The organism is Pseudomonas sp. NCIMB 10586 (assembly GCF_023127895.1).
Taxonomy (GTDB): domain Bacteria; phylum Pseudomonadota; class Gammaproteobacteria; order Pseudomonadales; family Pseudomonadaceae; genus Aquipseudomonas; species Aquipseudomonas synxantha_A.
In genome coordinates this window covers 311,452-333,393 of sequence record NZ_SPKQ01000007.1, presented here as the reverse complement: position 1 = coordinate 333,393, position 21,942 = coordinate 311,452, and the positions used below count along the sequence as shown (strand labels likewise).

The window sequence follows — 21,942 nt, the reverse complement described above, 5'->3', positions numbered from 1 at the left end:
CTTTTTTCTGCACAAAAAAGCAAAACCCCGCCAGAAAAAGGCGGGGTTCTCACGGACCTCGATGAGTTGAGGTGTACCCGGACACTACCACAGCGTCACAAATAAACAAGATGCTGTCAGGCTTGGGCCTTGCGCTGCTCAGCTTGCGCGCAGATCACCCGGCGCCGCGCATCGTCGGCGGAGCGCCATTCACGGATGTCTTCCACGTGGCGGAAGCAGCCGAGGCAGACTTTCTGCTCGTCCAGGCGACACAAACTGATACAAGGTGACGGCACCGCCGGGCTGACATTGCTGAACAGCGGCTTGGGCGGGCGTACAGGTACAGGCTGGGTCACGGTCAGATCTCTTCGAAATCCAGCTCGGCGCCGGTATATTCCTCGACGAGGCGCGCGAGCATTTCGCCCAGCAACTCTTCACTTTTGTCGCACTGCCATTTGCCGCTTTCTTCGTCGTAGTCGAAGTGAACGCCACCGGAGCGCGCAGCCAGCCACAGCTGACGCAGCGGCTCCTGGCGACTGAAGATCAGTTGCGGGCCGCTCTCGAACTTGACGGTCAGCACACCAGCCGAGTTTTCCAGATCCACATCCAGGTCGCTGTCGTCGAAAATATCTTCCAGCTTCTCCTGGGTGGCATCCACCAGGTCGTGAAAACGGGCTTCGGTCAAACTCATTGTGGCAACCTCAAAAGTGTCTGGTTTTGCTCAAGCGGGGCACAATACGGACGCGCTTCGCCGATTGCAAAGGATACCGATTTCATAACAGATGGCAGTACGAAATATCATCAAGTAGCGTAGCCCGCTTCTTGTGCTCCTCGGCAAAGCCCCGCCGGACGGGTAGTGCGGCGCATAGGCAAGCTGCCGGGTGGTCGGTATACTCGGGCGCAATTAATGCATATTCAAGGATTTCGCCATGAAGCGCCTGATCTCTTCCCTTGCTGCGCTCGTCGCGGTCGCTTGCCTCGTTAGTGCCTGTGGCCAGAAAGGCCCGTTGTACCTGCCGGATGACAGCAAAGATCCGAATGAACAGGCGCAATCGTCGCAAAAGCCGTCAAAAGCGCATAAGCACGACACCTACTAAGGGAAACTTATGGACGCTTTTAACTACCGGGACGGCGAGCTGTTCGCGGAAGGCGTGGCGCTGTCCGCGATTGCCCAGCGCTTTGGTACCCCGACCTACGTGTACTCCCGTACGCATATCGAAGCCCAATACCGCTCGTTCACTGACGCCCTCGATGGCGTGCCGCATCTGGTGTGCTACGCGGTCAAGGCCAACTCCAACCTGGGTGTGCTGAATGTCCTGGCGCGCATGGGCGCCGGTTTCGACATCGTCTCCCGTGGCGAGCTCGAACGCGTATTGGCCGCCGGCGGCCAGGCTGAGAAAATCGTGTTCTCCGGCGTCGGCAAGACCCGCGAAGACATGCGCCGCGCCCTGGAAGTCGGCGTGCATTGCTTCAACGTCGAATCCACCGACGAGCTGGAGCGCCTGCAAGTCGTTGCCGCCGAGATGGGCGTTCGTGCGCCGATCTCCCTGCGCGTCAACCCGGATGTCGACGCCGGCACCCACCCGTACATTTCCACCGGTCTCAAAGAGAACAAGTTCGGCATCGCCATCGCCGACGCCGAAGAGGTGTACATCCGCGCCGCGCAACTGCCGAACCTGGAAGTGCTGGGTGTCGACTGCCATATCGGCTCGCAACTGACCACACTGCCACCCTTTCTGGATGCCCTTGACCGTCTGCTGGCCTTGATCGATCGTTTGGGCGAGTGCGGCATCTACCTGCAGCACATCGACCTGGGCGGCGGCGTCGGCGTACGTTATAGAGACGAAGAGCCACCGTTGATTAGCGACTATATCCAGGCCGTGCGCGAACGCATCGAAGGCCGCGACCTGACGCTGATGTTCGAGCCGGGCCGCTATATCGTCGCCAACGCCGGCGTGCTGTTGACCCAGGTCGAGTACCTCAAGCACACCGAACACAAGGACTTCGCCATCGTCGATGCGGCGATGAACGACCTGATCCGCCCGGCGCTGTACCAGGCCTGGATGGATGTCACCGCCGTGACGCCTCGCGCAAGCGAAGCACGTACCTATGACATCGTCGGCCCGATCTGCGAGACCGGCGACTTCCTGGCCAAGGATCGTCAGCTGGCCCTGGAAGAAGGTGATCTGCTGGCCGTGCATTCGGCGGGTGCCTATGGGTTTGTCATGAGTTCCAACTACAACACTCGCGGCCGTGCCGCCGAGGTGCTGGTGGACGGTGATCAAGCATTTGAAGTGCGTCGCCGCGAGACGGTAGCCCAGTTGTATGCTGGCGAAAGCCTGCTGCCGGAGTAAGCCATGCTGCTGCGTTTTACCAAGATGCACGGGCTGGGCAATGATTTCATGGTTCTGGACCTGGTCAGCCAGCACGCGCACATCCTGCCCAAACACGCCAAACAGTGGGGCGATCGTCACACCGGCATCGGTTTCGACCAGTTGCTGCTGGTGGAGGCGCCGAGCAACCCGGAGGTGGACTTCCGCTACCGGATCTTCAATTCCGACGGTTCCGAAGTGGAACAGTGCGGCAACGGTGCGCGCTGCTTTGCACGCTTTGTGCTGGACAAGCGCCTGACGGCCAAGCGCCAGATTCGCGTCGAAACCAAGGGCGGTGTGATCGAACTGGATATTCGCAGTGACGGCCAGATCAGCGTCAACATGGGCGCGCCACGCCTGGTGCCGGCGGATATTCCGTTCCAGGCCACCGAGCAGGCCCTCAGTTACCCGCTGGACGTGGATGGCAAAACCGTGGATATCGCCGCCGTGTCCATGGGCAACCCCCATGCGGTACTGCGGGTCAACGACATCAATAACGCCCCGGTGCACGAACTGGGGCCGAAGATCGAACATCACCCGCGCTTTCCAGCGCGGGTCAATGTGGGCTTCCTGCAGGTGATCGACCGTACCCGCGCGCAATTGCGCGTTTGGGAACGCGGCGCCGGCGAAACCCAGGCTTGCGGTACCGGCGCTTGTGCCGCTGCCGTAGCCGCGATCAGCCAGGGGTGGATGGACTCGCCGCTGCTGATCGACCTGCCCGGTGGACGCTTGTCCATCGAATGGGCAGGCCCTGGCCACCCGGTGATGATGACCGGGCCGGCCTCGCGTGTATACGAAGGACAGGTCCGTCTATGAGTGAGCCAAGCCAATGACCGATAAGCCTCAAGTACCCGCACACGCTACCCCGAGTGAAAGCCTGGAGGCCGCTGCTGTCGCGGCGTACCTTGAGGCTAATCCGGACTTCTTCGTCGAGCATGAAGAACTGCTGCCGGCCTTGCGCATTCCCCACCAGCGCGGCGATACCGTGTCGCTGGTGGAACGACAGATGAAGATCCTGCGCGAGCGCAATATTGAAATGCGCCATCGGCTTTCCCACCTGATGGACGTGGCCCGCGACAACGACCGCTTGTTCGACAAGACCCGCCGCCTGATCCTGACCCTGATGGACGCCGCCAGCCTGGAAGAAACGGTGATCGCCGTGGAAGACAGCCTGCGCGAGGACTTCCAGGTGCCCTTTGTCAGCCTGATCCTGTTCAGCGACAACCCGATGCCGGTGGGTCGCTGGGTCACAGGTGGTGAAGCACAGACAGCCATCGGCGGCTTGCTGTCCGAAGGCAAGACTGTCAGCGGCACCTTGCGTGAACATGAACTGGACTTCCTGTTTGGTGCCGAGCAGCGCAAGCAGATCGGTTCTACCGCCGTCATCGCCGTCAGCCATCAAGGCTTGCACGGCGTGCTGGCCATCGCCAGCCGTGACCCTGCGCACTACAAAAGTTCGGTGGGCACGCTGTTCCTGACCTACATCGCCGAAGTACTGGGCCGCGTCCTGCCGCGCCACACCACCACACTGCGCGCGGTGCGCTGACCATGGAGCGGCAACTGGACGCCTACTGCGCTCACCTGCGCAATGAGCGCCAGGTGTCGCCCCACACCCTTGAAGCCTATCGGCGGGACTTGAACAAGGTCCTGGCCTATTGTGAGAAACAGCACGTCAGTAGCTGGAAAGCCCTGGATATCCAGGCCCTGCGCAGCCTGATCGCCCGGTTGCACCAGCAAGGCCAGTCCTCGCGCAGCCTGTCTCGCCTGCTGTCGGCAGTGCGCGGCCTCTATCACTATCTCAATCGCGAAGGCTTGTGCGATCACGACCCGGCCAATGGCCTGTCCCCGCCCAAAGGCGAGCGGCGCCTGCCCAAGACCCTGGATACCGATCGTGCCTTGCAGCTGCTCGATGGTGCGGTAGAGGATGACTTCCTGGCCCATCGCGACCAGGCAATCCTTGAGCTGTTCTATTCTTCGGGCCTGCGCCTGTCGGAGCTGACAAGCCTGAACCTCGATCAGTTGGACCTCGCCGATGGTCTGATACAAGTGCTCGGCAAAGGCAGCAAGACCCGCGTACTGCCGGTGGGCAGAAAAGCCCGCGAAGCCTTGCAGCTATGGCTGCCACTGCGCCTTTTGACCAACCCGGCGGACGATGCGGTGTTCGTCAGCCAGCAAGGCCGACGCCTGGGGCCCCGAGCGATCCAGCTTCGGGTCAAGGCCGCCGGCGAGCGGGAGCTGGGGCAGAATCTGCACCCGCACATGCTGCGCCATTCCTTCGCCAGCCACCTGCTGGAGTCCTCCCAGGATCTGCGCGCCGTACAGGAACTGCTCGGCCACGCCGATATCAAGACCACTCAGATCTATACACACCTGGACTTCCAGCACCTGGCAACGGTGTACGACAGCGCCCATCCCCGGGCCAAACGCATCAAAGGCAGCGACTCATGAGTATCAAGCTGATCACCTTCGACCTGGACGACACCCTCTGGGACAACGTACCCGTCATCATCAGCGCCGAAGCGTCGATGCGCGAATGGCTGGCGCTCAACGCCTCCAAGGTCGGGGACCTACCCCTGGAGCATTTCGCCAGCCTGCGCCAGCAAGTATTGCAGCGTCATCCCGAGCTCAAGCACCGCATCAGCATCCTGCGCCATCGGGTGTTGATGCTGGCATTCGAAGAGGCCGGCTATCCCCAGCCTGAAGCGGCGCAAATGGCGGATGTGTGCTTCGAAGCGTTCATACATGCACGTCACCAGCTCACCGTGTTCCCGGAAGCCGAGCCGATGCTCAAGGCGCTGCGCCAGCACTTCCTGCTGGGGGTGATCACCAATGGCAATGCCGATGTGCAGCGCGTTGGCCTGGCGGACTACTTCCATTTTGCCTTGCGCGCTGAAGATATCGGCATCGCCAAGCCGGACGCGCGGCTGTTTGACGAAGCGTTGCAGCGTGGCGGGGTGGACGCCAGTGCGGCCGTGCATGTGGGCGATCACCCTGGGGATGATATCGCCGGGGCACAGCAGGCCGGGTTGCGGGCGGTGTGGTTTAACCCGACGGGCAAAGTGTGGGATGCGCCAAAGCGCCCGGATGCAGAGATTCGTAGCCTGACAGCACTACCGGAGTTGCTCCTCAGCTGGCAGTAACACTAGAGATCCAACTGTGGGAGGGGGCTTGCTCCCGATTGCGGTGTATCAGGTACCCAATGTACTGGCTGACACACTGCAATCGGGAGCAAGCCCCCTCCCACATTTAGAACACCACAAGGCTCGGATAAATCATCAGGCATGAAAAAGCCCGCAGCGACGGCGGGCTTTTTCTTACAAGCAGGAGGCAGACCTTAGATAGGTCGGCTGCCGTACTTGTTATCCGGCTTCTTCGGTGGGTCTGCAACCACGTTAGCCTCGACTTCGACCACTTTGCCGCCTTTAGCGAGGAACTCTTCCATCGCACGGGCCAGGGCATCGCGCTCTTTGTTCTTGGCTTCAACGCTTGGCAGCTCGTCTACCGAAACAGCAGCCTTGGCTTTGCCTTTGGCTTTGGGAGCCGCGTCATCGGCACCGCCATCCTCGGCATCGTCAGCAACGTCTTCCGCCGCTACTTCAAGACCTTCTTCGGTGTCGTCTTCATCACCTACTTCGAGGTCGTCTTGTTCCAGATCATCGTCGCTCATGTTCTACCTCATGACTTGCGAAAAGCAGATTAGTTATAGCCCAGCTTCACCCTCTGTCGAGGTCGCCGGAAAAAAATCAACATCCACCGGATTTCCAGTGGCTTATGCCTCTTCACCGTGCAAGGTGGCGAGGACTTTACGAGCACCGCCATGATCACGGTGCTCGCCCAGATAAACACCTTGCCAGGTCCCCATCGCCAAGCGGCCGGCCTTGACCGGCAAACTCAGCTGGCAACCCAGCAGACTGGCCTTGAAGTGCGCCGGCAGATCATCCGGACCTTCGTCGTTGTGTTCAAACCCTGCGCGGCCCTGTGGCACCAGCAGGTTGAAAAAACGCTCGAAGTCACGGCGAACCGCCGGGTCGGCATTCTCGTTGACGGTCAACGAGGCCGAGGTGTGCTGCAGCCACAAATGCAACAGGCCCACACGGCAAGCCTTCAATTCAGGCAAGCCGGCAAGCAACTCGTCCGTTACCAGATGAAAGCCCCGGGGCTTGGCCCGCAGGGTAATCAGGGTCTGTTGCCACATACAGTTCTCCGCCCATCGGCGCGCATTCTAGCGCGCTCTGGGAAAAAACAAAGTGCCGAATACGCCTTCATGCCTGTAAGACATTTGCACTCTGAAAAGTGCCGTGTGGATCCCATCACAAAGTTGATAAAAAACCCATACACCTTTAGCCAAAGACAAACACCAGACAAAAAAATGCCCGGCAAGCCGGGCATGTTTTTTTCGCGTACTTACAAGTTGTAGCCGCGCTCGTTGTGTTGCGCCAGGTCGAGGCCCACAGCCTCTTCTTCCTCAGTGACACGCAGGCCCATGACCATGTCCAGCACCTTGAGGATGACGAAGGTCACGATGGCTGTATAGATCACAGTGAAGCCTACGCCTTTGCACTGGATCCAGACCTGGGCAGCGATATCGGTCACGGTGCCGAAACCGCCCAGTGCCGGGGCTGCAAACACACCGGTGAGGATCGCACCGACGATACCGCCGATACCGTGCACACCGAAGGCGTCCAGGGAGTCGTCGTAGCCCAGCTTGCGCTTGAGGCTGGTGGCGCAGAAGAAGCACACCACACCGGCAACCAGCCCGATCACCAGAGCACCCATCGGGCCCACGGTGCCAGCGGCTGGCGTCACGGCGACCAGGCCGGCCACCACACCTGAGGCAATGCCCAGTGCACTTGGCTTGCCGTGAGTGATCCACTCGGCGAACATCCAGCCCAGCGCCGCAGCAGCCGTGGCAATCTGGGTCACCAGCATCGCCATGCCCGCCGTGCCGTTGGCCGCCGCAGCGGAGCCGGCGTTGAAGCCAAACCAGCCGATCCACAGCATGGCCGCGCCGATCAAGGTATAACCCAGGTTGTGCGGTGCCATTGGTGTAGTCGGGAAGCCTTTACGCTTGCCCAGCACGATGCACGCCACCAGGCCCGCCACACCCGCGTTGATGTGCACGACGGTGCCGCCGGCGAAGTCCAGCACGCCCCAGTCCCACATCAGGCCACCGTTGCCGCTCCAGACCATGTGCGCGATCGGCGCGTAGACCAGGGTGAACCAGATAGCCATGAAGATCAGCATCGCGGAGAACTTCATGCGCTCTGCGAAGGCACCGACGATCAGCGCCGGGGTGATGATGGCGAAGGTCATCTGGAAGGTGATGAACACGGCTTCCGGAAACAGCGCCGCAGGCCCGGTGATGCTGGCCGGGGTGACACCCGCCAGGAACGCCTTGCCCAGGCCGCCGAAGAAGGAGTTGAAGTTGACCACACCCTGTTCCATACCGGTGGTATCAAACGCGATGCTGTAGCCGTAGACGACCCACAGGATGCTGATCAAGCCGGTGATGGCAAAGCACTGCATCATCACTGACAGAATATTCTTGGAGCGGACCATGCCGCCGTAGAACAGCGCCAGGCCAGGGATGGTCATGAACAGCACCAAAGCGGTGGCGGTCAGCATCCAGGCGGTGTCGCCGGAGTTGAGGACTGGAGCAGCCACTTCGTCTGCCGCCATGGCCAGGCTTGGCATTACGATGGACAGCAGGGCTCCGAGCCCTGCGAATTTACGCAGAGTCATAGTGTTTTCTCCTGGGGCGTTGGGGTTTGGCGGCTTAGATTGCGTCGGTATCGGTTTCGCCGGTACGGATGCGAATAGCCTGTTCCAGATTGACCACGAAGATCTTGCCGTCACCGATCTTGCCGGTGTTGGCCGCCTTGGTTATCGCCTCGATAACCCGGTCAAGATCCTTGTCGTCAATGGCGACATCAATCTTCACCTTCGGCAGGAAATCGACTACGTATTCCGCGCCACGATACAGCTCGGTATGACCCTTCTGCCGACCGAAGCCCTTGACCTCAGTAACGGTAATGCCCTGCACGCCGATCTCGGACAGTGACTCGCGTACATCGTCCAACTTGAACGGCTTGATGATGGCAGTGACTAGCTTCATGAAAACTCTCTCCCGAATTGGTGGACTTGCCCCAGGAAAACAAACCCGTCTCAAGTCTAAGCGCAGTGCCTGGCTTTGTAACGCATCGTCGCCTCGGCATTTGCCGTTGCGACGCCAGCGATCCACTGGTGACGAAACCTGTACCCCTGATCCGTCGGCGCACTGCATTCGTCACAGCGACTGCATCAGTGCATGGGTCATGATCGTCTAAGCAGAAACCTTGCCAGCTCCGTAAAAACCACTGAAATCAGTCCCTTGCTCACTTGTGCCCACCCACGGGGCGTGCGTGTGGCCGCAATGCGCATCAAAACGGTGCGCAGCCGCCCGCTTTGATGCGCGAAAACCGTGCGCAACGCGGCATGAAAAAGACTATAGACGCTGCGTGATACACTGCTGGCCAACTGTTTTCCGGAATGTTTCCCATGCTCGCGCCCAAAGACCTCCTCGACGCCCTGAGCGGCCACGCCTCTCGCCTGTTCAGCGGCGACACCCCGCTGCCCCGCAATGAAATCGAAAGCCAGTTCAAGGCATTGCTGCAAAGTGGTTTCAGCAAGCTCGACCTGGTCAGCCGGGAAGAGTTTGACAGCCAGATGGTGGTGCTGGCCCGCACGCGTGCGCGGTTGGAGAGCCTGGAGGCGAAGGTGGCTGAACTTGAAGCACGGTTGGCGCCATCCTCTGCTGAATAAACACGGTTAGTGTGGGAGCTGTCTTGCCTGCGATGGCGGTGCATCAGCGGATGATTCTTTGCTGACATACCGCTATCGCAGGCAAGCCAGCTCCCACATTTGTTTTGCATTGCCGCCCGGATACGTTCTGTAAAATCTCCCTCGCCCCGCTCCGTCCCACCTCGTCTACCCTTGAAAAACCCGCAGGAAGCGGCCCACCCATTCAAGGAACGAGCATGTCCCTCGCTATCGTGCACAGCCGCGCCCAGGTCGGCGTTGAAGCCCCCGCCGTCACCGTTGAAGTGCATATGGCCAATGGCTTGCCATCGCTGACGCTGGTGGGCCTGCCGGAAACTGCAGTGAAGGAAAGCAAGGATCGCGTTCGCAGCGCCATTCTCAACTCGGCGCTGCAATACCCGGCCCGGCGCATCACCCTCAATCTCGCGCCCGCCGACCTGCCCAAGGACGGCGGGCGCTTTGATCTGGCGATTGCCCTGGGGATCCTGGCGGCCAGTGTGCAAGTGCCGGCCTTGATGCTTGATGACGTGGAGTGCCTTGGTGAGTTGGCGTTATCGGGCGAGGTACGGGCGGTGAAGGGTGTGTTGCCGGCCGCGCTTGCGGCGCGCAAGGCCGGGCGCACCGTGATAGTGCCCAGGGCCAATGCCGAGGAAGCCTGCCTGGCGTCGGGGCTCAAAGTGATTGCGGTGGACCACCTGCTGCAAGTGGTGGCGCACCTTAATGGGCATGTGCCGATTGAGCCCTACAGGTCCGACGGCTTGCTGTACTTGAACAAGCCTTACCCGGACCTGAGTGAAGTGCAGGGCCAACTGGCAGCCAAGCGTGCCTTGCTGATTGCGGCGGCCGGCGCACATAACCTGCTGTTCAGCGGGCCACCCGGTACCGGCAAAACCCTGTTGGCCAGCCGCCTGCCGGGCTTGCTGCCACCGCTGAGCGAGCAGGAGGCGCTGGAAGTGGCCGCGATCCAATCCGTGGTCAGCCTGGCCCCCCTGAGCCATTGGCCTAATCGCCCGTTCCGCCAGCCGCACCACTCGGCATCCGGCCCGGCGCTGGTGGGTGGCGGCTCGAAGCCGCAGCCGGGGGAAATCACCCTGGCCCATCACGGCGTGCTGTTTCTGGATGAGCTGCCGGAATTTGATCGCAAGGTACTGGAGGTGCTGCGCGAGCCATTGGAGTCGGGGCATATCGTGATCTCCCGAGCCAGGGACCGGGTGAGTTTCCCGGCACGCTTCCAATTGGTCGCGGCCATGAACCCCTGCCCGTGCGGCTACATGGGCGAACCCAGCGGGCGTTGTCGGTGCACGCCGGAACAGATACAACGCTATCGCAACAAGCTATCCGGGCCGCTGCTGGACCGGATTGATTTGCACCTGACAGTCGCGCGGGAGGTCACTGCGCTGAGCCCCTCCCAACAGGCCGGTGACACCACCGCGCAAGCGTCCGCCCAGGTGGCGCAAGCCCGTGAACGCCAGCACCAGCGCCAGGGTTGTGCCAATGCATTCCTCGATCTGCCACGGCTACGCGAACACTGCCAGTTGACCAAAGCCGATGAAAGCTGGCTGGAAAGCGCGTGCGAACGACTGACATTATCGCTGCGTGCAGCCCACCGATTGCTCAAGGTGGCTCGCACCCTGGCGGACCTTGAGCAAGTGGAAGGCATCGCCCGCCATCATTTGGCGGAGGCGTTGCAGTACCGACCAGCCGCTCATGGCTAGCACTTGTCAGGCAAAATCCAGCAGCAGCCTCGCCACTTCCAGCACCTCTTCCAGCACCGCTTCTGCCGACTCTGCGGAAGGCTTGAGCATCAGGTCATCGGCATAGCCCATCGCCAGGGCGAAGATCTGCCGTGCAGCGCGCTGACACGACTCGCAGCGAAAGACGCCATCGGCAACGCCCCGCTCGATCACTTCGGCAAGCATGCCTTGCCACTGGGCGTTGATCACCAGGTAAGCCTGGGCCATTTGCGGGTCGTGCATGGCTTCGTCCCAGGCGTCGAGCCACAGCGCCCAAGCGGCGTCAGCGGTGCTGGGCAGGCAGTCGCGCAAGAACCCCATAAGCGCCTCCAGCGGTGGAGCATCGGCCAACGGCTCGCGCACTTCATCCAATTGCTCATTGGCAAAGCGCACAAAAGCTTCGCGACGCAGTTCATTCCAGTCACTGAAATAGTGATAGACGTGACTGCGTGACAGCCCGGCATGTTCGGCCAAGTCACGGGTGGACACCGCGGCAAAGCCCTTACTGCGAAACAGCTCAAGAGCGGCGGCGATGATCTGGTCTTTACGGTCGATACGCGACATGGGCAATTCCTTCGGGCGCCGGTAGATGAGCGGCGCTTGCTTTTTGAGCGATCGCTCAAAGATACTTGAGCAGTCGCTCAATAATAGCGTCTATCACTCCTTTGGTGCACCCATGACATCCGTCACCCCCCAAATTCTGATCGAAGAAAGCCAGAAAATCGGCCAGCAGTCCGCCAGCCAGACACTCAAGGCTATTGCCAAAGCCTATCCCGGCAAGCTGTCTTGCACCTTGTCGCTGGTGGCGCTGGAGAACGCACTGTTGTTGGCCTATCCGCTGTTTGCCGGGTTCGCGGTGGATTCGATTATCCGCGGCGATGCCACCAGTGCGTTGTTCTATGCCGCCGTGGTCATGGCGTTCTGGGTGGTCGGGGCGGCACGGCGAGCGCTGGATACACGCACGTTCACGCGCATTTACGCCGACCTTGCGGTGCCAGTCATCCTCAACCAGCGCCAACAGAACCACAGCACCTCGAAATCAGCGGCACGGGTGGTGCTGGCACGGGAATTTGTCGACTTCTTTGAAAAGCACGTGCCAATCATCGCCACGGCGTTGGTGTCGATTGTGGGCGCGGCGGTAATGTTGATCGTGATTGAGCCATGGGTAGGCATGGCCTGTCTGGCCGCGCTGCTGCTGTGCATGACCTTGTTGCCACGCTTTGCACAGCGCAATCAGGAACTACACGAGCGCCTGAATAACCGCCTGGAGAAAGAAATCGGCCTGGTCGAAAAGGTCGGCGCGCCGACCCTGCGACGTCACTACCAGGTGCTGTCGCGCCTGCGCATCTGGCTTTCAGACCGCGAGGCTGCGGCGTACCTGTTTCTCGGTACGCTCGCGGCTTTGCTGTTTGTGGTCGCGATCAGCCAGTTGGCCTTGTCCCCAGGGGTCAAGGCCGGCCACATCTACGCGGTGATGACTTACCTGTGGACCTTCGTGACCAGCATGGATGAAGCGCCAGGTATGGTCGACCAACTGGCGCGGCTCAAGGACATCGGCAAGCGCGTAGACCCAGGGCTGGGCGACCACTAAGCCTCAACGAAACCGGTCCACCTCCTGACGCAAGCCTGCCGCCAAGGTTTCCAGTTCCTTGGCGGTGACTGCCAGGTTCGACACCACTTCGCGCTGCTCGCTGTTGGCCAGGGCAATGCTCTGCAAGTTACTGCTGAGCAGGGTTGCGGTGCTGCTCTGCTCCTGGGTGGCGGTGGTGATCGCAGCGAATTGCTGGCCGGCCGAGCGGCTTTGCTCATCGATACGCGCCAGGGCCGAGGCGACGTCGGCGTTGCGCGACAGGCCGTCCTGCATCAATACCTTGCCGTGTTCCATGGTGCTGATGGCGTTGCCGGTTTCCTGCTGGATGCTCTGGATCATCGCCGAAATTTCATCGGTGGCCTGGCGGGTGCGCGAGGCCAGGTTGCGCACTTCGTCGGCGACCACGGCAAAACCGCGGCCTTGCTCACCGGCGCGGGCGGCTTCGATGGCGGCGTTGAGCGCCAGCAGGTTGGTCTGTTCGGCGATGGAGGTAATCACACCGACGATCCCGCCGATTTCCTGGGAGCGCTGGCCCAAGGTGTTGATCACCGTGGCGGTGCTGTTCAGGGCAGTGGCAATATGCTCCAGCGACGATGACGCCTCTTGCATCGAGGTGCGGCCGATCCGGGTCTGCTGGGCATTCTCTTGCGCCAGGCGCTCGGTGTTGCCCATGTTGTCGGCGATGTTCAACGACGTAGCGCTGAACTCTTCCACCGCGCCGGCCATGCTGGTGATCTCGCCGGACTGTTGCTCCATGCCTTCGTAGGCGCCACCGGATAGCCCCGACAGCGCCTGGGCGCGGCTGTTGACCTGTTCGGCAGCACTGCGGATATGCGAAACCATGGTCGACAGCGCCTCACCCATCTGATTGAAGCTGCGCGCCAACTGCCCGATTTCGTCATGGCTGGACACGTTAAGGCGTGCGCTCAAGTCGCCTGCGCCCAGAGCTTGCGCCTGGCGTACCAAATCACTCAATGGCGCCAGCTTGCTGCGCAACAGCCACACCGTGGCGCCCACTGCCAGCAACATCGCCAGCACGCTGCCGATCACCAGGCGAATCCCGACTTCCCACGTCACGGCGCGTATTTCCGCCTTGGGCATACTCGCCACCACCGCCCAGGGTCCGCCTTCGAACGGCACCGAGACGCTATAGAAATCTTCGTTCTTGTCGCTCCAGAAATGCCCTGCCCCCGGCGTCTTTGCCAGGTCGAGCATCACGGCAATGGCCTGGTCCGGCGCCTGCACGCCGGCTGGCGGCACCAGCCAATGCTTCTGCTCATCCAGCAGCGCCAGGGAGCCGGTCTGGCCGAGACGGAAGCGCTTGAGATTTTCAAACTGGGCGTTCTGCGCGTCGGTGTAATCGAAGCCGATAAACAGCACGGCGATGACCTTGCCGCTGCTGTCACGCACCGGGCTGTACTGGGTCATGTAGGAACGGTCGAACAATACCGCACGGCCGATATAGGTTTGCCCGTCGGCAACACGCTGGTAAGCCGCGCCCTGGCGGTCAAGCACCGTACCGATGGCACGGTTGCCATCCTGCTTGGTCAAGGAAGTGCTCACGCGGATAAAGTCGTCGCCGCTGCGCACGAATACGGTGGCCACACCGCCGGACATTTGCTTGAACTCATCCACTTCTTCGAAATTGTTGTTCAGCACCTCATTACCCAGGTACAGGCTCGGCGTCTGTACACCGGCCACGGCCACGGGTTGGTCGGCACGCACACTCAGGCCGGCGCCGAAGCGTTTTTCAAACAGCCCGCTCAAACGCTGGGTACTCTCGCGCAAGGTGCTGTGGAAGGTATTGAGTTGGTCGGCGAGCAAACGCGCCTCGCTGGCCAGGTGCTCCTCACGGGTGTCGAGGTTGGCGGAGTCGAGGGAACGCAGGGCAAACACAGTGCTGCCGCTGATAACGACAGCCAGAATCACTGCAAGGGCGAGACCTAACTGGGAGGCAATCCGGGCACGAGGTTGAGACATGACAGCTCCTGGCCGAGGCCAGGATCATCCTGATCTCATAGCGCTGCTCGGCAAATTATCTAGTGGGAAACGTTGGTGCACGATGGTTCCAACACACCTTCTTCGGCGGCACTTGGTAATACTTGAGCGAATCACAGGGGTATCCCGCAAACGATTGCATCAAACGCCGGCACCTACTCAATCGAGACGTTCAACCTGGGGCAACTCCATCGCTTTGACTTCACCTTGAAGAAACTCCGCCAGCCGTCGCAAGCGTTCCCCCCCGGGACGGGTTTTCGGCCACACCAGGTAGTAACTTTCCCCACTGGCGACCGCCCTGGGCCACGGCAGGCTCAGGCGTCCCTGGGCGACATCTTCGGCCACCATCAACAAATCGCCCATGGACACGCCATAACCACGCGCCGCCGCGATCATGCCCAACTCAAGGGTATCGAACACCTGCCCGCCCTTGAGAGACACCCGGGACGACAACCCCATGCGCTCCAGCCAGTTGCGCCAGTCGCGACGATCAGGCGTGGGATGCAACAACTCGGCACTCGCCAGGCGGGCAGCGTCCCAAGGCCCATCATCCAGCAGGTTCGGCGCGCCCACGGGGATCAGCAATTCGGGGAACAGGTAACTGGCCTCCCAGTCCGCCGGAAAATGCCCATCGCTCAACAACACCGCACAGTCGAAGGGTTCCTGGTTGAAGTCCACTTCATCCACGCTCATCCACGCACTGGTCAGTTGCACCTCATTGCCTGGCTGCAAGGCGCGGAAGCGACTCAGGCGCGCCAATAGCCAGCGCATGGTCAAGGTGGACGGTGCCTTCATGCGCAGAATGTCATCTTCAGTATTCAAGGTATGACAGGCGCGCTCCAACGCAGCGAAGCCTTCGCGCACGCCGGGCAGCAACAGGCGCGCGGCTTCGGTGAGCTGCAGATTGCGACCGCTGCGCTGGAAAAGGCGGCAGGCGAAATGCTCCTCGAGGGTGCGGATATGCCGGCTGACCGCACTTTGGGTGATGGACAGTTCCTGCGCCGCACGGGTGAAGGAGTTGTGCCGGGAAGCGGCTTCAAATGCACGCAGGGCATACAGTGGAGGAAGACGACGAGACATTGGGAAAGCTCCGACGGCGCAATATCGGCACCCTATCAGAATCAACCAGGCATGAGTTTTAATCATGTGAACGATCGCTTTTATCCTTTTGTGCAAAGCGCCCAAAGCGCCGAGAATCAATCTCCCCCCATTTCCTGACTATTTGAGTGTGATGATCATGCAACATCCGGCACGTACCGAACTCTGGGCCATTCTGCGGCTGTCGGGGCCGTTGATTGCCTCACAGTTGGCGCACATGCTGATGGTGCTGACCGACACCCTGATGATGGCGCGCCTGAGCCCCGAAGCCCTGGCCGGCGGCGGCCTGGGCGCGGCGAGCTATTCGTTCGTGGCGATCTTCTGCATCGGCGTGATTGCCGCGGTGGGCACCCTGGTCGCCATTCGTCACGGCGCAGGCGATATCGACGGCGCCACGCGCCTCACCCAGGCCGGGCTGTGGCTGGCGTGGTTGATGGCCCTGGCAGCGGCGCTGCTGCTATGGAACTTGAAGCCGGTGCTGCTGATGTTCGGCCAGACCGAAACCAACGTACAAGCGGCGGGGCAATTCCTCACCATCCTGCCTTTCGCCCTGCCCGGCTATCTGACTTTCATGGCGCTGCGCGGCTTTACCAGCGCGATCGGCAAGGCGACGCCGGTGATGGTGATCAGCCTGTGCGGCACCGTGGTCAACTACCTGCTCAACCACGCCTTGATCGAAGGCATGTTCGGCCTGCCGAAACTGGGCCTGATGGGCATTGGCCTGGTGACCGCCATCGTCGCCAACGGCATGGCGCTGGCATTGATGTGGTACATCCGCAGCAACCGCGCCTACGCCGCCTACCCGCTGGGTACCGGCCTGCTGCGCTTGAATACCCACTACCTGCGCGAGCTGTGGCGCCTGGGCCTGCCGATCGGCGGCACCTATGCAGTAGAGGTCGGGCTGTTTGCCTTTGCGGCGTTGTGCATGGGCACCATGGGCAGTACCCAGTTGGCCGCGCATCAGATTGCCCTGCAAATTGTCTCGGTGGCGTTCATGGTACCGGCGGGGATGTCCTACGCGGTGACCATGCGCATCGGCCAGCATTACGGCGCCGGGCAGTTGTTGCAGGCACGCATGGCCGGTCGGGTCGGCATAGGCTTTGGTGCCATGGTAATGCTGGGATTTGCCGTAGTGTTGTGGCTGTTTTCCGACCCGTTGATCGGGCTGTTCCTCGACCATGACAACCCGGCGTTCCATGACGTCATCGTTCTGGCCGTCAGCCTGCTGGCCGTCGCCGCGTGGTTTGAATTGTTCGACGGTGTGCAGACCATTGCCATGGGCTGTATCCGTGGTTTGAAGGACGCCAAGACCACCTTCCTGGTCGGCCTGGGTTGCTACTGGCTGATCGGTGCGCCCTCGGCCTGGCTGATGGCGTTCACTTTAGGCTGGGGGCCCACCGGGGTATGGTGGGGCTTGGCGCTGGGACTGGCGTGCGCGGCGGTGAGCCTGACATGGGCGTTTGAGGCGAAGATGAAGCGGATGATCCGGCAGGAGCCTGAAATGCAGCCTGCCTTTCAGGCCGCACCGACAGAATAAAGCCCTGCTCGGTCAGAACTGTGGGAGGGGGCTTGCTCCCGATTGCTGAGTGTCAGTCACTGCATTTGCTGACTGACGCACCGCTATCGGGAGCAAGCCCCCTCCCACAGTTTTAATTGTATTTGCACGTCTGGATCGCTCAGCCCAACAGCGCCTGCTGGCTTTGCCCAAACATCAGGTACTCCACCAGTTCCGCCAACGGCAACGGCTTGCTGATCAGGTACCCCTGGGCCTGGTCACAACCGAACAACCGCAACAGCTCAAGCTGCTCGGGTGTCTCCACGCCTTCGGCCACCACTTCCAGGTTGAGGTTGTGGGCCAGGTTGATCATCGCGTGTACCAATTTGCGGTTTTCTTCGCGCTCTTCCATGCCGCCGACAAAACTTTTGTCGATCTTCAACAAAGCGATCGGCAGGCTGTTGAGGTGCACGAATGACGAAAACCCGGTGCCGAAGTCATCCAGGGAGAACCGCACGCCGAGGCGGCCCAGGGCGTCCATGGTCTGCTTGACCAGATCGCTGCGGCGCATCACCGCGGTTTCAGTCAATTCGAACTCCAGCCATTGCGCTTCCACGCCACGCTCGGCAATCAGCCGACTGAGTGTGGAGAGCAATTGGCTGTCCTGGAACTGGCGAAACGACAGGTTGACGGCCATGTGCAGCGGCGGCAGGCCGCGTTCGCGCAGGTCTTGCATGTCGCGCAGGGCCCGGGAAATCACCCAGTAGCCCAAAGGCACGATCAGGCCACTCTGCTCGGCCAGCGGCACGAATTCGCTGGGTGGCAACAAGCCGCGCTCACCGTGGCGCCAGCGCACCAGGGCTTCGAGGCCGACGATATGACCGTCGTCCAAGTCCAGGCGCGGCTGGTAATGCAGCTCCAGCTCATCGCGGCGCAAAGCCCGGCGCAGTTCACTTTCCAGGTCGGCCAGGCTGCGAGCGTTGCGGTTGATGCGTTCATTGAAGATGTGAAAGGTGCAGCCCTGGGTGCTTTTGGCCTGCTGCATGGCGATATGGGCGTGCCACATCAACGGGTCAGCGCCGGCGCGGGCGCGCGCATGTGCCACGCCCAGGCTGCAGCCGATCAACAAGCTTTCGCCATCGACCCAGTAAGGCTCGGCCATCACTTCGGTGATGCGCTCGGCCATCCACTCGGCACGCTGGGGCGCGCGACGGGTGTCGATCAGCAAGGCAAATTCATCGCTGCCCAGCCGCGCCAGCTGGTCCCCGGCTTCGAGCTGGCTCTTGAGCCGCGACACCACTTGCAGGATCAACCGATCGCCGGCCTGGTGGCCGAGGGCGTCGTTGGCATGACGGAAGTTGTCCAGGTCCAGATGGCCCAGAGCCAGGCCGCGGCCTTCGTTGTCCGCCAGCCGCGCCGCCAGCAGTGTCTGGAAGCCCTGGCGGTTGGCGATACCGGTGAGCGGGTCCTGCTCGGCCAAGCGCTGCAAGGTGTTCTCCAGAACGCCGCGCTCGCGCACATGGCGCAAGCAGCGGCGCAATGTTTCAGGGTCCAGCCCATTCAGGATCAACCAGTCGCTGACACCGAGCGGCGACACCAGCGGCTCCTGCTCCAACAGCAATACACACGGCAAGCTGCAGCGGCCAGGACCGGGCTGCAGGCTGGGTGTGGTCAATAGCACGGCGCCCTGATCGTCATCGAACAGACGACTCACCGAGTCCCAGTTGGGTGCACTGATCAGCACAGCCCCTTCGCCCATCGGCACCAGGCACTCGCGCAACAACGCTGCCCATGCAGGCTCTTCGGCCAGCAGCAGCAAACGCAAGGGTTCGACAGGCGTAGACAAGCTAACTCCCTAGACTCTGCTAAATTTCGTGAGCGATGGCATTATGACGTGCGGCCTGGCAATGATAAATGCGTGACAAATGATAGGTGTTATCAAACACGCAGACTGTGAAAAATAGTCTGAGTATTCCCCACATCCTGCGGCAAAGTAGCAAAACCGGCAAATTTAGATCGAGTGGTACGTCACACCGTCGTTCTAAGGCAGCAGAATCTTGCCAGCCTGTTAAAATGCCCGCCCTTTTGAACAACGACTCCTAAAACTCCGTATGTCCCGACTCAATCCCCGGCAGCAAGAAGCCGTGAACTACGTCGGCGGCCCTCTATTGGTGCTCGCCGGCGCCGGCTCCGGCAAGACCAGCGTGATCACCCGCAAGATCGCGCACCTGATCCAGAACTGCGGCATCCGCGCCCAGTACATCGTCGCCATGACCTTTACCAACAAGGCGGCGCGGGAAATGAAAGAGCGGGTCGGCACCCTGCTCAAGGGCGGCGAAGGCCGCGGCCTGACGGTGTGTACCTTCCACAATCTGGGCCTGAACATCATCCGCAAGGAGCATGTGCGACTGGGCTACAAGCCCGGCTTCTCGATCTTTGACGAGACCGACGTCAAGGCCCTGATGACCGACATCATGCAGAAGGAATACGCAGGCGACGACGGCGTCGACGAAATCAAGAACATGATCGGCTCATGGAAAAACGACCTGATCCTGCCCGCCGAAGCCCTGGAAGCTGCACGCAACCCCAAGGAGCAGACCGCCGCCATCGTCTACACCCACTACCAGCGCACACTCAAGGCGTTCAACGCAGTGGACTTCGACGACCTGATCCTGCTGCCGGTCAAGCTGTTCCAGGAACACAAGGACATCCTGGAGAAGTGGCAAAACAAGGTACGCTACCTGCTGGTGGACGAATATCAGGACACCAACGCCAGCCAATACCTGCTGGTGAAGTTGCTGATTGGTACGCGCAACCAGTTCACCGTGGTGGGCGACGACGACCAGTCGATCTACGCCTGGCGCGGCGCCCGCCCGGAAAACCTGATGCTGCTCAAGGAAGACTACCCGTCGCTGAAAGTGGTGATGCTGGAGCAGAACTATCGCTCCACCAGCCGCATCCTGCGTTGCGCCAACGTGCTGATCTCCAACAACCCCCACGAGTTTGAAAAACAACTGTGGAGCGAGATGGGTCATGGCGATGAGATCCGCGTGATCCGCTGCCGCAACGAAGACGCCGAAGCCGAACGCGTGGCCGTGGAAATCCTCAGCCTGCACCTGCGCACCGACCGGCCCTACAGCGACTTTGCGATCCTGTATCGCGGCAACTACCAGGCCAAGCTGATCGAGCTGAAACTGCAGCACCACCAGGTGCCGTATCGCCTGTCGGGCGGCAACAGCTTTTTCGGACGCCAGGAAGTAAAAGACCTGATGGCCTACTTCCGGCTGATCGTGAACCCGGACGACGACAACGCCTTCCTGCGGGTGATCAACGTACCGCGCCGGGAAATCGGCTCCACTACCCTGGAAAAGCTCGGCAACTACGCCACCGAACGCAAGATTTCCATGTATGCCGCCACCGACGAAATCGGCCTGGGCGAACACCTGGACACGCGCTTCACAGATCGCCTGTCGCGCTTCAAGCGCTTCATGGACAAGGTGCGCGAACAGTGCGCCGGCGAAGACCCGATCAGCGCCCTGCGCAGCATGGTCATGGACATCGACTATGAAAACTGGCTGCGCACCAACAGTTCCAGCGACAAGGCCGCGGATTACCGCATGGGCAACGTCTGGTTCCTGATCGAAGCGCTGAAGAACACCCTGGAAAAAGACGAAGACGGCGAAATGACCGTCGAGGACGCCATCGGCAAGCTGGTGTTGCGTGACATGCTTGAGCGCCAGCAGGAAGAGGAAGACGGCGCCGAAGGCGTGCAGATGATGACCTTGCATGCCTCCAAGGGCCTGGAATTTCCCTACGTGTTCATCATGGGCATGGAAGAAGAAATCCTCCCGCACCGCTCCAGCATCGAAGCCGACACCATCGAGGAAGAACGGCGCCTGGCCTACGTGGGCATCACCCGCGCACGTCAGACCCTGGCCTTCACCTTTGCCGCCAAGCGCAAGCAATACGGCGAAGTCATCGATTGTGCCCCCAGCCGGTTCCTTGACGAGCTGCCGCCCGATGACCTGGCCTGGGAAGGCAATGACGACACCCCCACCGAGGTGAAGGCCGTTCGCGGCAACACCGCCCTGGCGGATATACGCGCAATGCTAAAGCGCTAGAATCGACTACTTTTCAATCTACTTTCGGCGCCTGCTGCGCCATCAGAGGAAGCTTTCCGTGGAAGCACTGCACAAGAAAATTCGCGAAGAAGGCATCGTGCTTTCCGATCAGGTTCTCAAGGTCGACGCCTTTTTGAACCACCAGATCGACCCGGCACTGATGAAACTGATCGGCGACGAATTCGCCGCGCTGTTCAAGGATTCGGGGATCACCAAGATCGTCACCATCGAAGCCTCAGGTATTGCACCGGCGATCATGACCGGGCTGAACCTGGGTGTACCGGTGATCTTCGCGCGTAAGCAGCAGTCGTTGACCCTGACGGAAAACCTGCTGTCGGCAACGGTGTATTCCTTCACCAAGAAAACCGAAAGCACTGTGGCGATCTCCCCACGCCACCTGACCAGCAGCGACCGCGTGCTGGTGATCGATGACTTTTTGGCCAACGGCAAAGCGTCCCAGGCGCTGATTTCGATCATCAAGCAGGCCGGCGCGACTGTTGCGGGCTTGGGGATCGTGATCGAGAAGTCGTTCCAGGGTGGGCGTGCGGAGCTGGATGCGCAGGGTTATCGGGTTGAGTCGCTGGCGCGGGTGAAGTCCTTGAGCGGTGGTGTGGTCACCTTCATCGAGTAATTTGCTCCACAGCAAATACCAAGTGAACACAGTTTAAAATGTGGGAGGGGGCTTGCTCCCGATTGCGGTGTATCAGTCACCAGATGTGTTGGCTGACCCACTGCTATCGGGAGCAAGCCCCCTCCC

The 21,942-nt window shown here is 60.9% G+C and carries 22 protein-coding genes; 12 read left to right on the top strand and 10 right to left on the bottom strand.

What is annotated here, in order from left to right; all coding sequences use genetic code 11:
• Positions 1 to 116: 116 nt before the first annotated feature.
• Positions 117 to 335 carry a DUF1289 domain-containing protein gene (locus E4P01_RS03630; RefSeq protein ID WP_078822619.1) on the bottom strand — a complete coding sequence of 73 codons (219 nt, stop codon included), beginning with the start codon at positions 333 to 335 and terminating at the stop codon, positions 117 to 119.
• Positions 336 to 337: 2 nt separating this feature from the next.
• Positions 338 to 670: an iron donor protein CyaY gene (gene cyaY / locus E4P01_RS03625; RefSeq protein WP_032878767.1), complete on the bottom strand. Its 333-nt coding sequence runs from the start codon at positions 668 to 670 to the stop codon at positions 338 to 340.
• Positions 671 to 908: 238 nt separating this feature from the next.
• On the opposite strand from cyaY, the gene E4P01_RS03620 reads away from it, so the two are divergent.
• Genes E4P01_RS03620 through E4P01_RS03595 form a run of 6 tightly spaced genes read left to right on the top strand, consistent with a single transcriptional unit; the run spans position 909 to position 5,491 of the window.
• Entirely contained in the window at positions 909 to 1,076 is a 168-nt protein-coding gene (locus tag E4P01_RS03620; protein WP_003195417.1) for a lipoprotein, read from the top strand.
• A 9-nt stretch (positions 1,077 to 1,085) separates the two neighbouring features.
• Positions 1,086 to 2,333 (top strand): diaminopimelate decarboxylase, encoded by a 1,248-nt coding sequence (gene lysA / locus E4P01_RS03615; RefSeq protein ID WP_032878765.1) that lies wholly within the window; start codon positions 1,086 to 1,088, stop codon positions 2,331 to 2,333.
• A 3-nt stretch (positions 2,334 to 2,336) separates the two neighbouring features.
• Positions 2,337 to 3,167, top strand: coding sequence for a diaminopimelate epimerase (gene dapF / locus E4P01_RS03610; protein WP_078822621.1), 831 nt, complete (start codon positions 2,337 to 2,339; stop codon positions 3,165 to 3,167).
• A gap of 13 nt (positions 3,168 to 3,180) precedes the next feature.
• A complete protein-coding gene (locus E4P01_RS03605) occupies positions 3,181 to 3,897 on the top strand; it encodes a DUF484 family protein (RefSeq protein ID WP_005792447.1) in 717 nt (238 codons plus the stop codon).
• A 2-nt stretch (positions 3,898 to 3,899) separates the two neighbouring features.
• A complete protein-coding gene (xerC, locus tag E4P01_RS03600) occupies positions 3,900 to 4,799 on the top strand; it encodes a tyrosine recombinase XerC (protein ID WP_032878757.1) in 900 nt (299 codons plus the stop codon).
• Positions 4,796 to 5,491, top strand: a complete 696-nt coding sequence (locus E4P01_RS03595) for an HAD-IA family hydrolase (RefSeq protein WP_216090475.1) — start codon at positions 4,796 to 4,798, stop codon at positions 5,489 to 5,491. Before xerC ends, E4P01_RS03595 begins: the two co-directional genes overlap by 4 nt.
• A gap of 194 nt (positions 5,492 to 5,685) precedes the next feature.
• Here the strand turns inward: E4P01_RS03595 and sutA are convergent, their stop codons facing one another.
• From sutA to glnK, 4 genes are all read right to left on the bottom strand, one after another.
• On the bottom strand, positions 5,686 to 6,018 hold the full coding sequence (sutA, locus tag E4P01_RS03590; protein ID WP_032878753.1) for a transcriptional regulator SutA: 333 nt from the start codon (positions 6,016 to 6,018) through the stop codon (positions 5,686 to 5,688).
• A gap of 102 nt (positions 6,019 to 6,120) precedes the next feature.
• Positions 6,121 to 6,546 (bottom strand): secondary thiamine-phosphate synthase enzyme YjbQ, encoded by a 426-nt coding sequence (locus tag E4P01_RS03585; protein WP_005792453.1) that lies wholly within the window; start codon positions 6,544 to 6,546, stop codon positions 6,121 to 6,123.
• Between the two features lie 209 nt (positions 6,547 to 6,755).
• On the bottom strand, positions 6,756 to 8,093 hold the full coding sequence (locus tag E4P01_RS03580) for an ammonium transporter (protein WP_032878752.1): 1,338 nt from the start codon (positions 8,091 to 8,093) through the stop codon (positions 6,756 to 6,758).
• 34 nt (positions 8,094 to 8,127) lie between these two features.
• Entirely contained in the window at positions 8,128 to 8,466 is a 339-nt protein-coding gene (gene glnK, locus E4P01_RS03575) for a P-II family nitrogen regulator (protein ID WP_002555808.1), read from the bottom strand.
• Positions 8,467 to 8,888: 422 nt separating this feature from the next.
• Here glnK and E4P01_RS03570 point away from each other — a divergent pair, with 422 nt between their 5' ends.
• Together E4P01_RS03570 and E4P01_RS03565 are read left to right on the top strand one after the other, a co-directional pair.
• On the top strand, positions 8,889 to 9,152 hold the full coding sequence (locus E4P01_RS03570) for an accessory factor UbiK family protein (RefSeq protein ID WP_005792456.1): 264 nt from the start codon (positions 8,889 to 8,891) through the stop codon (positions 9,150 to 9,152).
• Positions 9,153 to 9,367: 215 nt separating this feature from the next.
• On the top strand, positions 9,368 to 10,864 hold the full coding sequence (locus E4P01_RS03565) for a YifB family Mg chelatase-like AAA ATPase (RefSeq protein ID WP_005792457.1): 1,497 nt from the start codon (positions 9,368 to 9,370) through the stop codon (positions 10,862 to 10,864).
• Positions 10,865 to 10,870: 6 nt separating this feature from the next.
• Here the strand turns inward: E4P01_RS03565 and E4P01_RS03560 are convergent, their stop codons facing one another.
• Positions 10,871 to 11,446 carry a TetR family transcriptional regulator C-terminal domain-containing protein gene (locus E4P01_RS03560; protein ID WP_032878749.1) on the bottom strand — a complete coding sequence of 192 codons (576 nt, stop codon included), beginning with the start codon at positions 11,444 to 11,446 and terminating at the stop codon, positions 10,871 to 10,873.
• A gap of 112 nt (positions 11,447 to 11,558) precedes the next feature.
• Here E4P01_RS03560 and E4P01_RS03555 point away from each other — a divergent pair, with 112 nt between their 5' ends.
• Positions 11,559 to 12,473 carry an ABC transporter six-transmembrane domain-containing protein gene (locus E4P01_RS03555; RefSeq protein ID WP_179119857.1) on the top strand — a complete coding sequence of 305 codons (915 nt, stop codon included), beginning with the start codon at positions 11,559 to 11,561 and terminating at the stop codon, positions 12,471 to 12,473.
• A gap of 3 nt (positions 12,474 to 12,476) precedes the next feature.
• Here the strand turns inward: E4P01_RS03555 and E4P01_RS03550 are convergent, their stop codons facing one another.
• Both E4P01_RS03550 and E4P01_RS03545 read right to left on the bottom strand, forming a co-directional pair.
• A complete protein-coding gene (locus E4P01_RS03550; RefSeq protein ID WP_216090476.1) occupies positions 12,477 to 14,453 on the bottom strand; it encodes a methyl-accepting chemotaxis protein in 1,977 nt (658 codons plus the stop codon).
• Positions 14,454 to 14,630: 177 nt separating this feature from the next.
• The gene (locus tag E4P01_RS03545; RefSeq protein ID WP_032878744.1) at positions 14,631 to 15,551 is read right to left on the bottom strand and encodes a LysR substrate-binding domain-containing protein; all 921 of its coding nucleotides are present in this window, start codon (positions 15,549 to 15,551) and stop codon (positions 14,631 to 14,633) included.
• A gap of 151 nt (positions 15,552 to 15,702) precedes the next feature.
• Between E4P01_RS03545 and E4P01_RS03540 the strand changes: the two genes are divergently transcribed.
• Positions 15,703 to 17,106, top strand: coding sequence for a NorM family multidrug efflux MATE transporter (locus E4P01_RS03540; protein WP_216090477.1), 1,404 nt, complete (start codon positions 15,703 to 15,705; stop codon positions 17,104 to 17,106).
• A gap of 139 nt (positions 17,107 to 17,245) precedes the next feature.
• Here the strand turns inward: E4P01_RS03540 and E4P01_RS03535 are convergent, their stop codons facing one another.
• Positions 17,246 to 18,910: a bifunctional diguanylate cyclase/phosphodiesterase gene (locus E4P01_RS03535; protein WP_005792463.1), complete on the bottom strand. Its 1,665-nt coding sequence runs from the start codon at positions 18,908 to 18,910 to the stop codon at positions 17,246 to 17,248.
• A gap of 265 nt (positions 18,911 to 19,175) precedes the next feature.
• Between E4P01_RS03535 and rep the strand changes: the two genes are divergently transcribed.
• On the top strand, positions 19,176 to 21,185 hold the full coding sequence (rep, locus tag E4P01_RS03530; protein WP_032878742.1) for a DNA helicase Rep: 2,010 nt from the start codon (positions 19,176 to 19,178) through the stop codon (positions 21,183 to 21,185).
• A gap of 58 nt (positions 21,186 to 21,243) precedes the next feature.
• Entirely contained in the window at positions 21,244 to 21,816 is a 573-nt protein-coding gene (locus E4P01_RS03525) for a xanthine phosphoribosyltransferase (protein WP_043046890.1), read from the top strand.
• Positions 21,817 to 21,942 lie beyond the last annotated feature (126 nt).

What these genes read in the sequence shown, in the direction of transcription:
- E4P01_RS03595 (WP_216090475.1), top strand. Translation starts at nt 4,796, where the DNA reads ATGAGTATCAAGCTGATCACCTTCGACCTGGACGACACCCTCTGGGAC.
- E4P01_RS03565 (WP_005792457.1), top strand. Translation starts at nt 9,368, where the DNA reads ATGTCCCTCGCTATCGTGCACAGCCGCGCCCAGGTCGGCGTTGAAGCC.
- E4P01_RS03620 (WP_003195417.1), top strand. Translation starts at nt 909, where the DNA reads ATGAAGCGCCTGATCTCTTCCCTTGCTGCGCTCGTCGCGGTCGCTTGC.
- rep (WP_032878742.1), top strand. Translation starts at nt 19,176, where the DNA reads ATGTCCCGACTCAATCCCCGGCAGCAAGAAGCCGTGAACTACGTCGGC.
- sutA (WP_032878753.1), bottom strand. Translation starts at nt 6,018, where the DNA reads ATGAGCGACGATGATCTGGAACAAGACGACCTCGAAGTAGGTGATGAA.
- E4P01_RS03550 (WP_216090476.1), bottom strand. Translation starts at nt 14,453, where the DNA reads ATGTCTCAACCTCGTGCCCGGATTGCCTCCCAGTTAGGTCTCGCCCTT.
- E4P01_RS03580 (WP_032878752.1), bottom strand. Translation starts at nt 8,093, where the DNA reads ATGACTCTGCGTAAATTCGCAGGGCTCGGAGCCCTGCTGTCCATCGTA.
- E4P01_RS03540 (WP_216090477.1), top strand. Translation starts at nt 15,703, where the DNA reads ATGATCATGCAACATCCGGCACGTACCGAACTCTGGGCCATTCTGCGG.
- E4P01_RS03560 (WP_032878749.1), bottom strand. Translation starts at nt 11,446, where the DNA reads ATGTCGCGTATCGACCGTAAAGACCAGATCATCGCCGCCGCTCTTGAG.
- dapF (WP_078822621.1), top strand. Translation starts at nt 2,337, where the DNA reads ATGCTGCTGCGTTTTACCAAGATGCACGGGCTGGGCAATGATTTCATG.
- E4P01_RS03585 (WP_005792453.1), bottom strand. Translation starts at nt 6,546, where the DNA reads ATGTGGCAACAGACCCTGATTACCCTGCGGGCCAAGCCCCGGGGCTTT.
- E4P01_RS03570 (WP_005792456.1), top strand. Translation starts at nt 8,889, where the DNA reads ATGCTCGCGCCCAAAGACCTCCTCGACGCCCTGAGCGGCCACGCCTCT.
- E4P01_RS03555 (WP_179119857.1), top strand. Translation starts at nt 11,559, where the DNA reads ATGACATCCGTCACCCCCCAAATTCTGATCGAAGAAAGCCAGAAAATC.
- glnK (WP_002555808.1), bottom strand. Translation starts at nt 8,466, where the DNA reads ATGAAGCTAGTCACTGCCATCATCAAGCCGTTCAAGTTGGACGATGTA.
- E4P01_RS03605 (WP_005792447.1), top strand. Translation starts at nt 3,181, where the DNA reads ATGACCGATAAGCCTCAAGTACCCGCACACGCTACCCCGAGTGAAAGC.
- E4P01_RS03545 (WP_032878744.1), bottom strand. Translation starts at nt 15,551, where the DNA reads ATGTCTCGTCGTCTTCCTCCACTGTATGCCCTGCGTGCATTTGAAGCC.
- lysA (WP_032878765.1), top strand. Translation starts at nt 1,086, where the DNA reads ATGGACGCTTTTAACTACCGGGACGGCGAGCTGTTCGCGGAAGGCGTG.
- cyaY (WP_032878767.1), bottom strand. Translation starts at nt 670, where the DNA reads ATGAGTTTGACCGAAGCCCGTTTTCACGACCTGGTGGATGCCACCCAG.
- xerC (WP_032878757.1), top strand. Translation starts at nt 3,900, where the DNA reads ATGGAGCGGCAACTGGACGCCTACTGCGCTCACCTGCGCAATGAGCGC.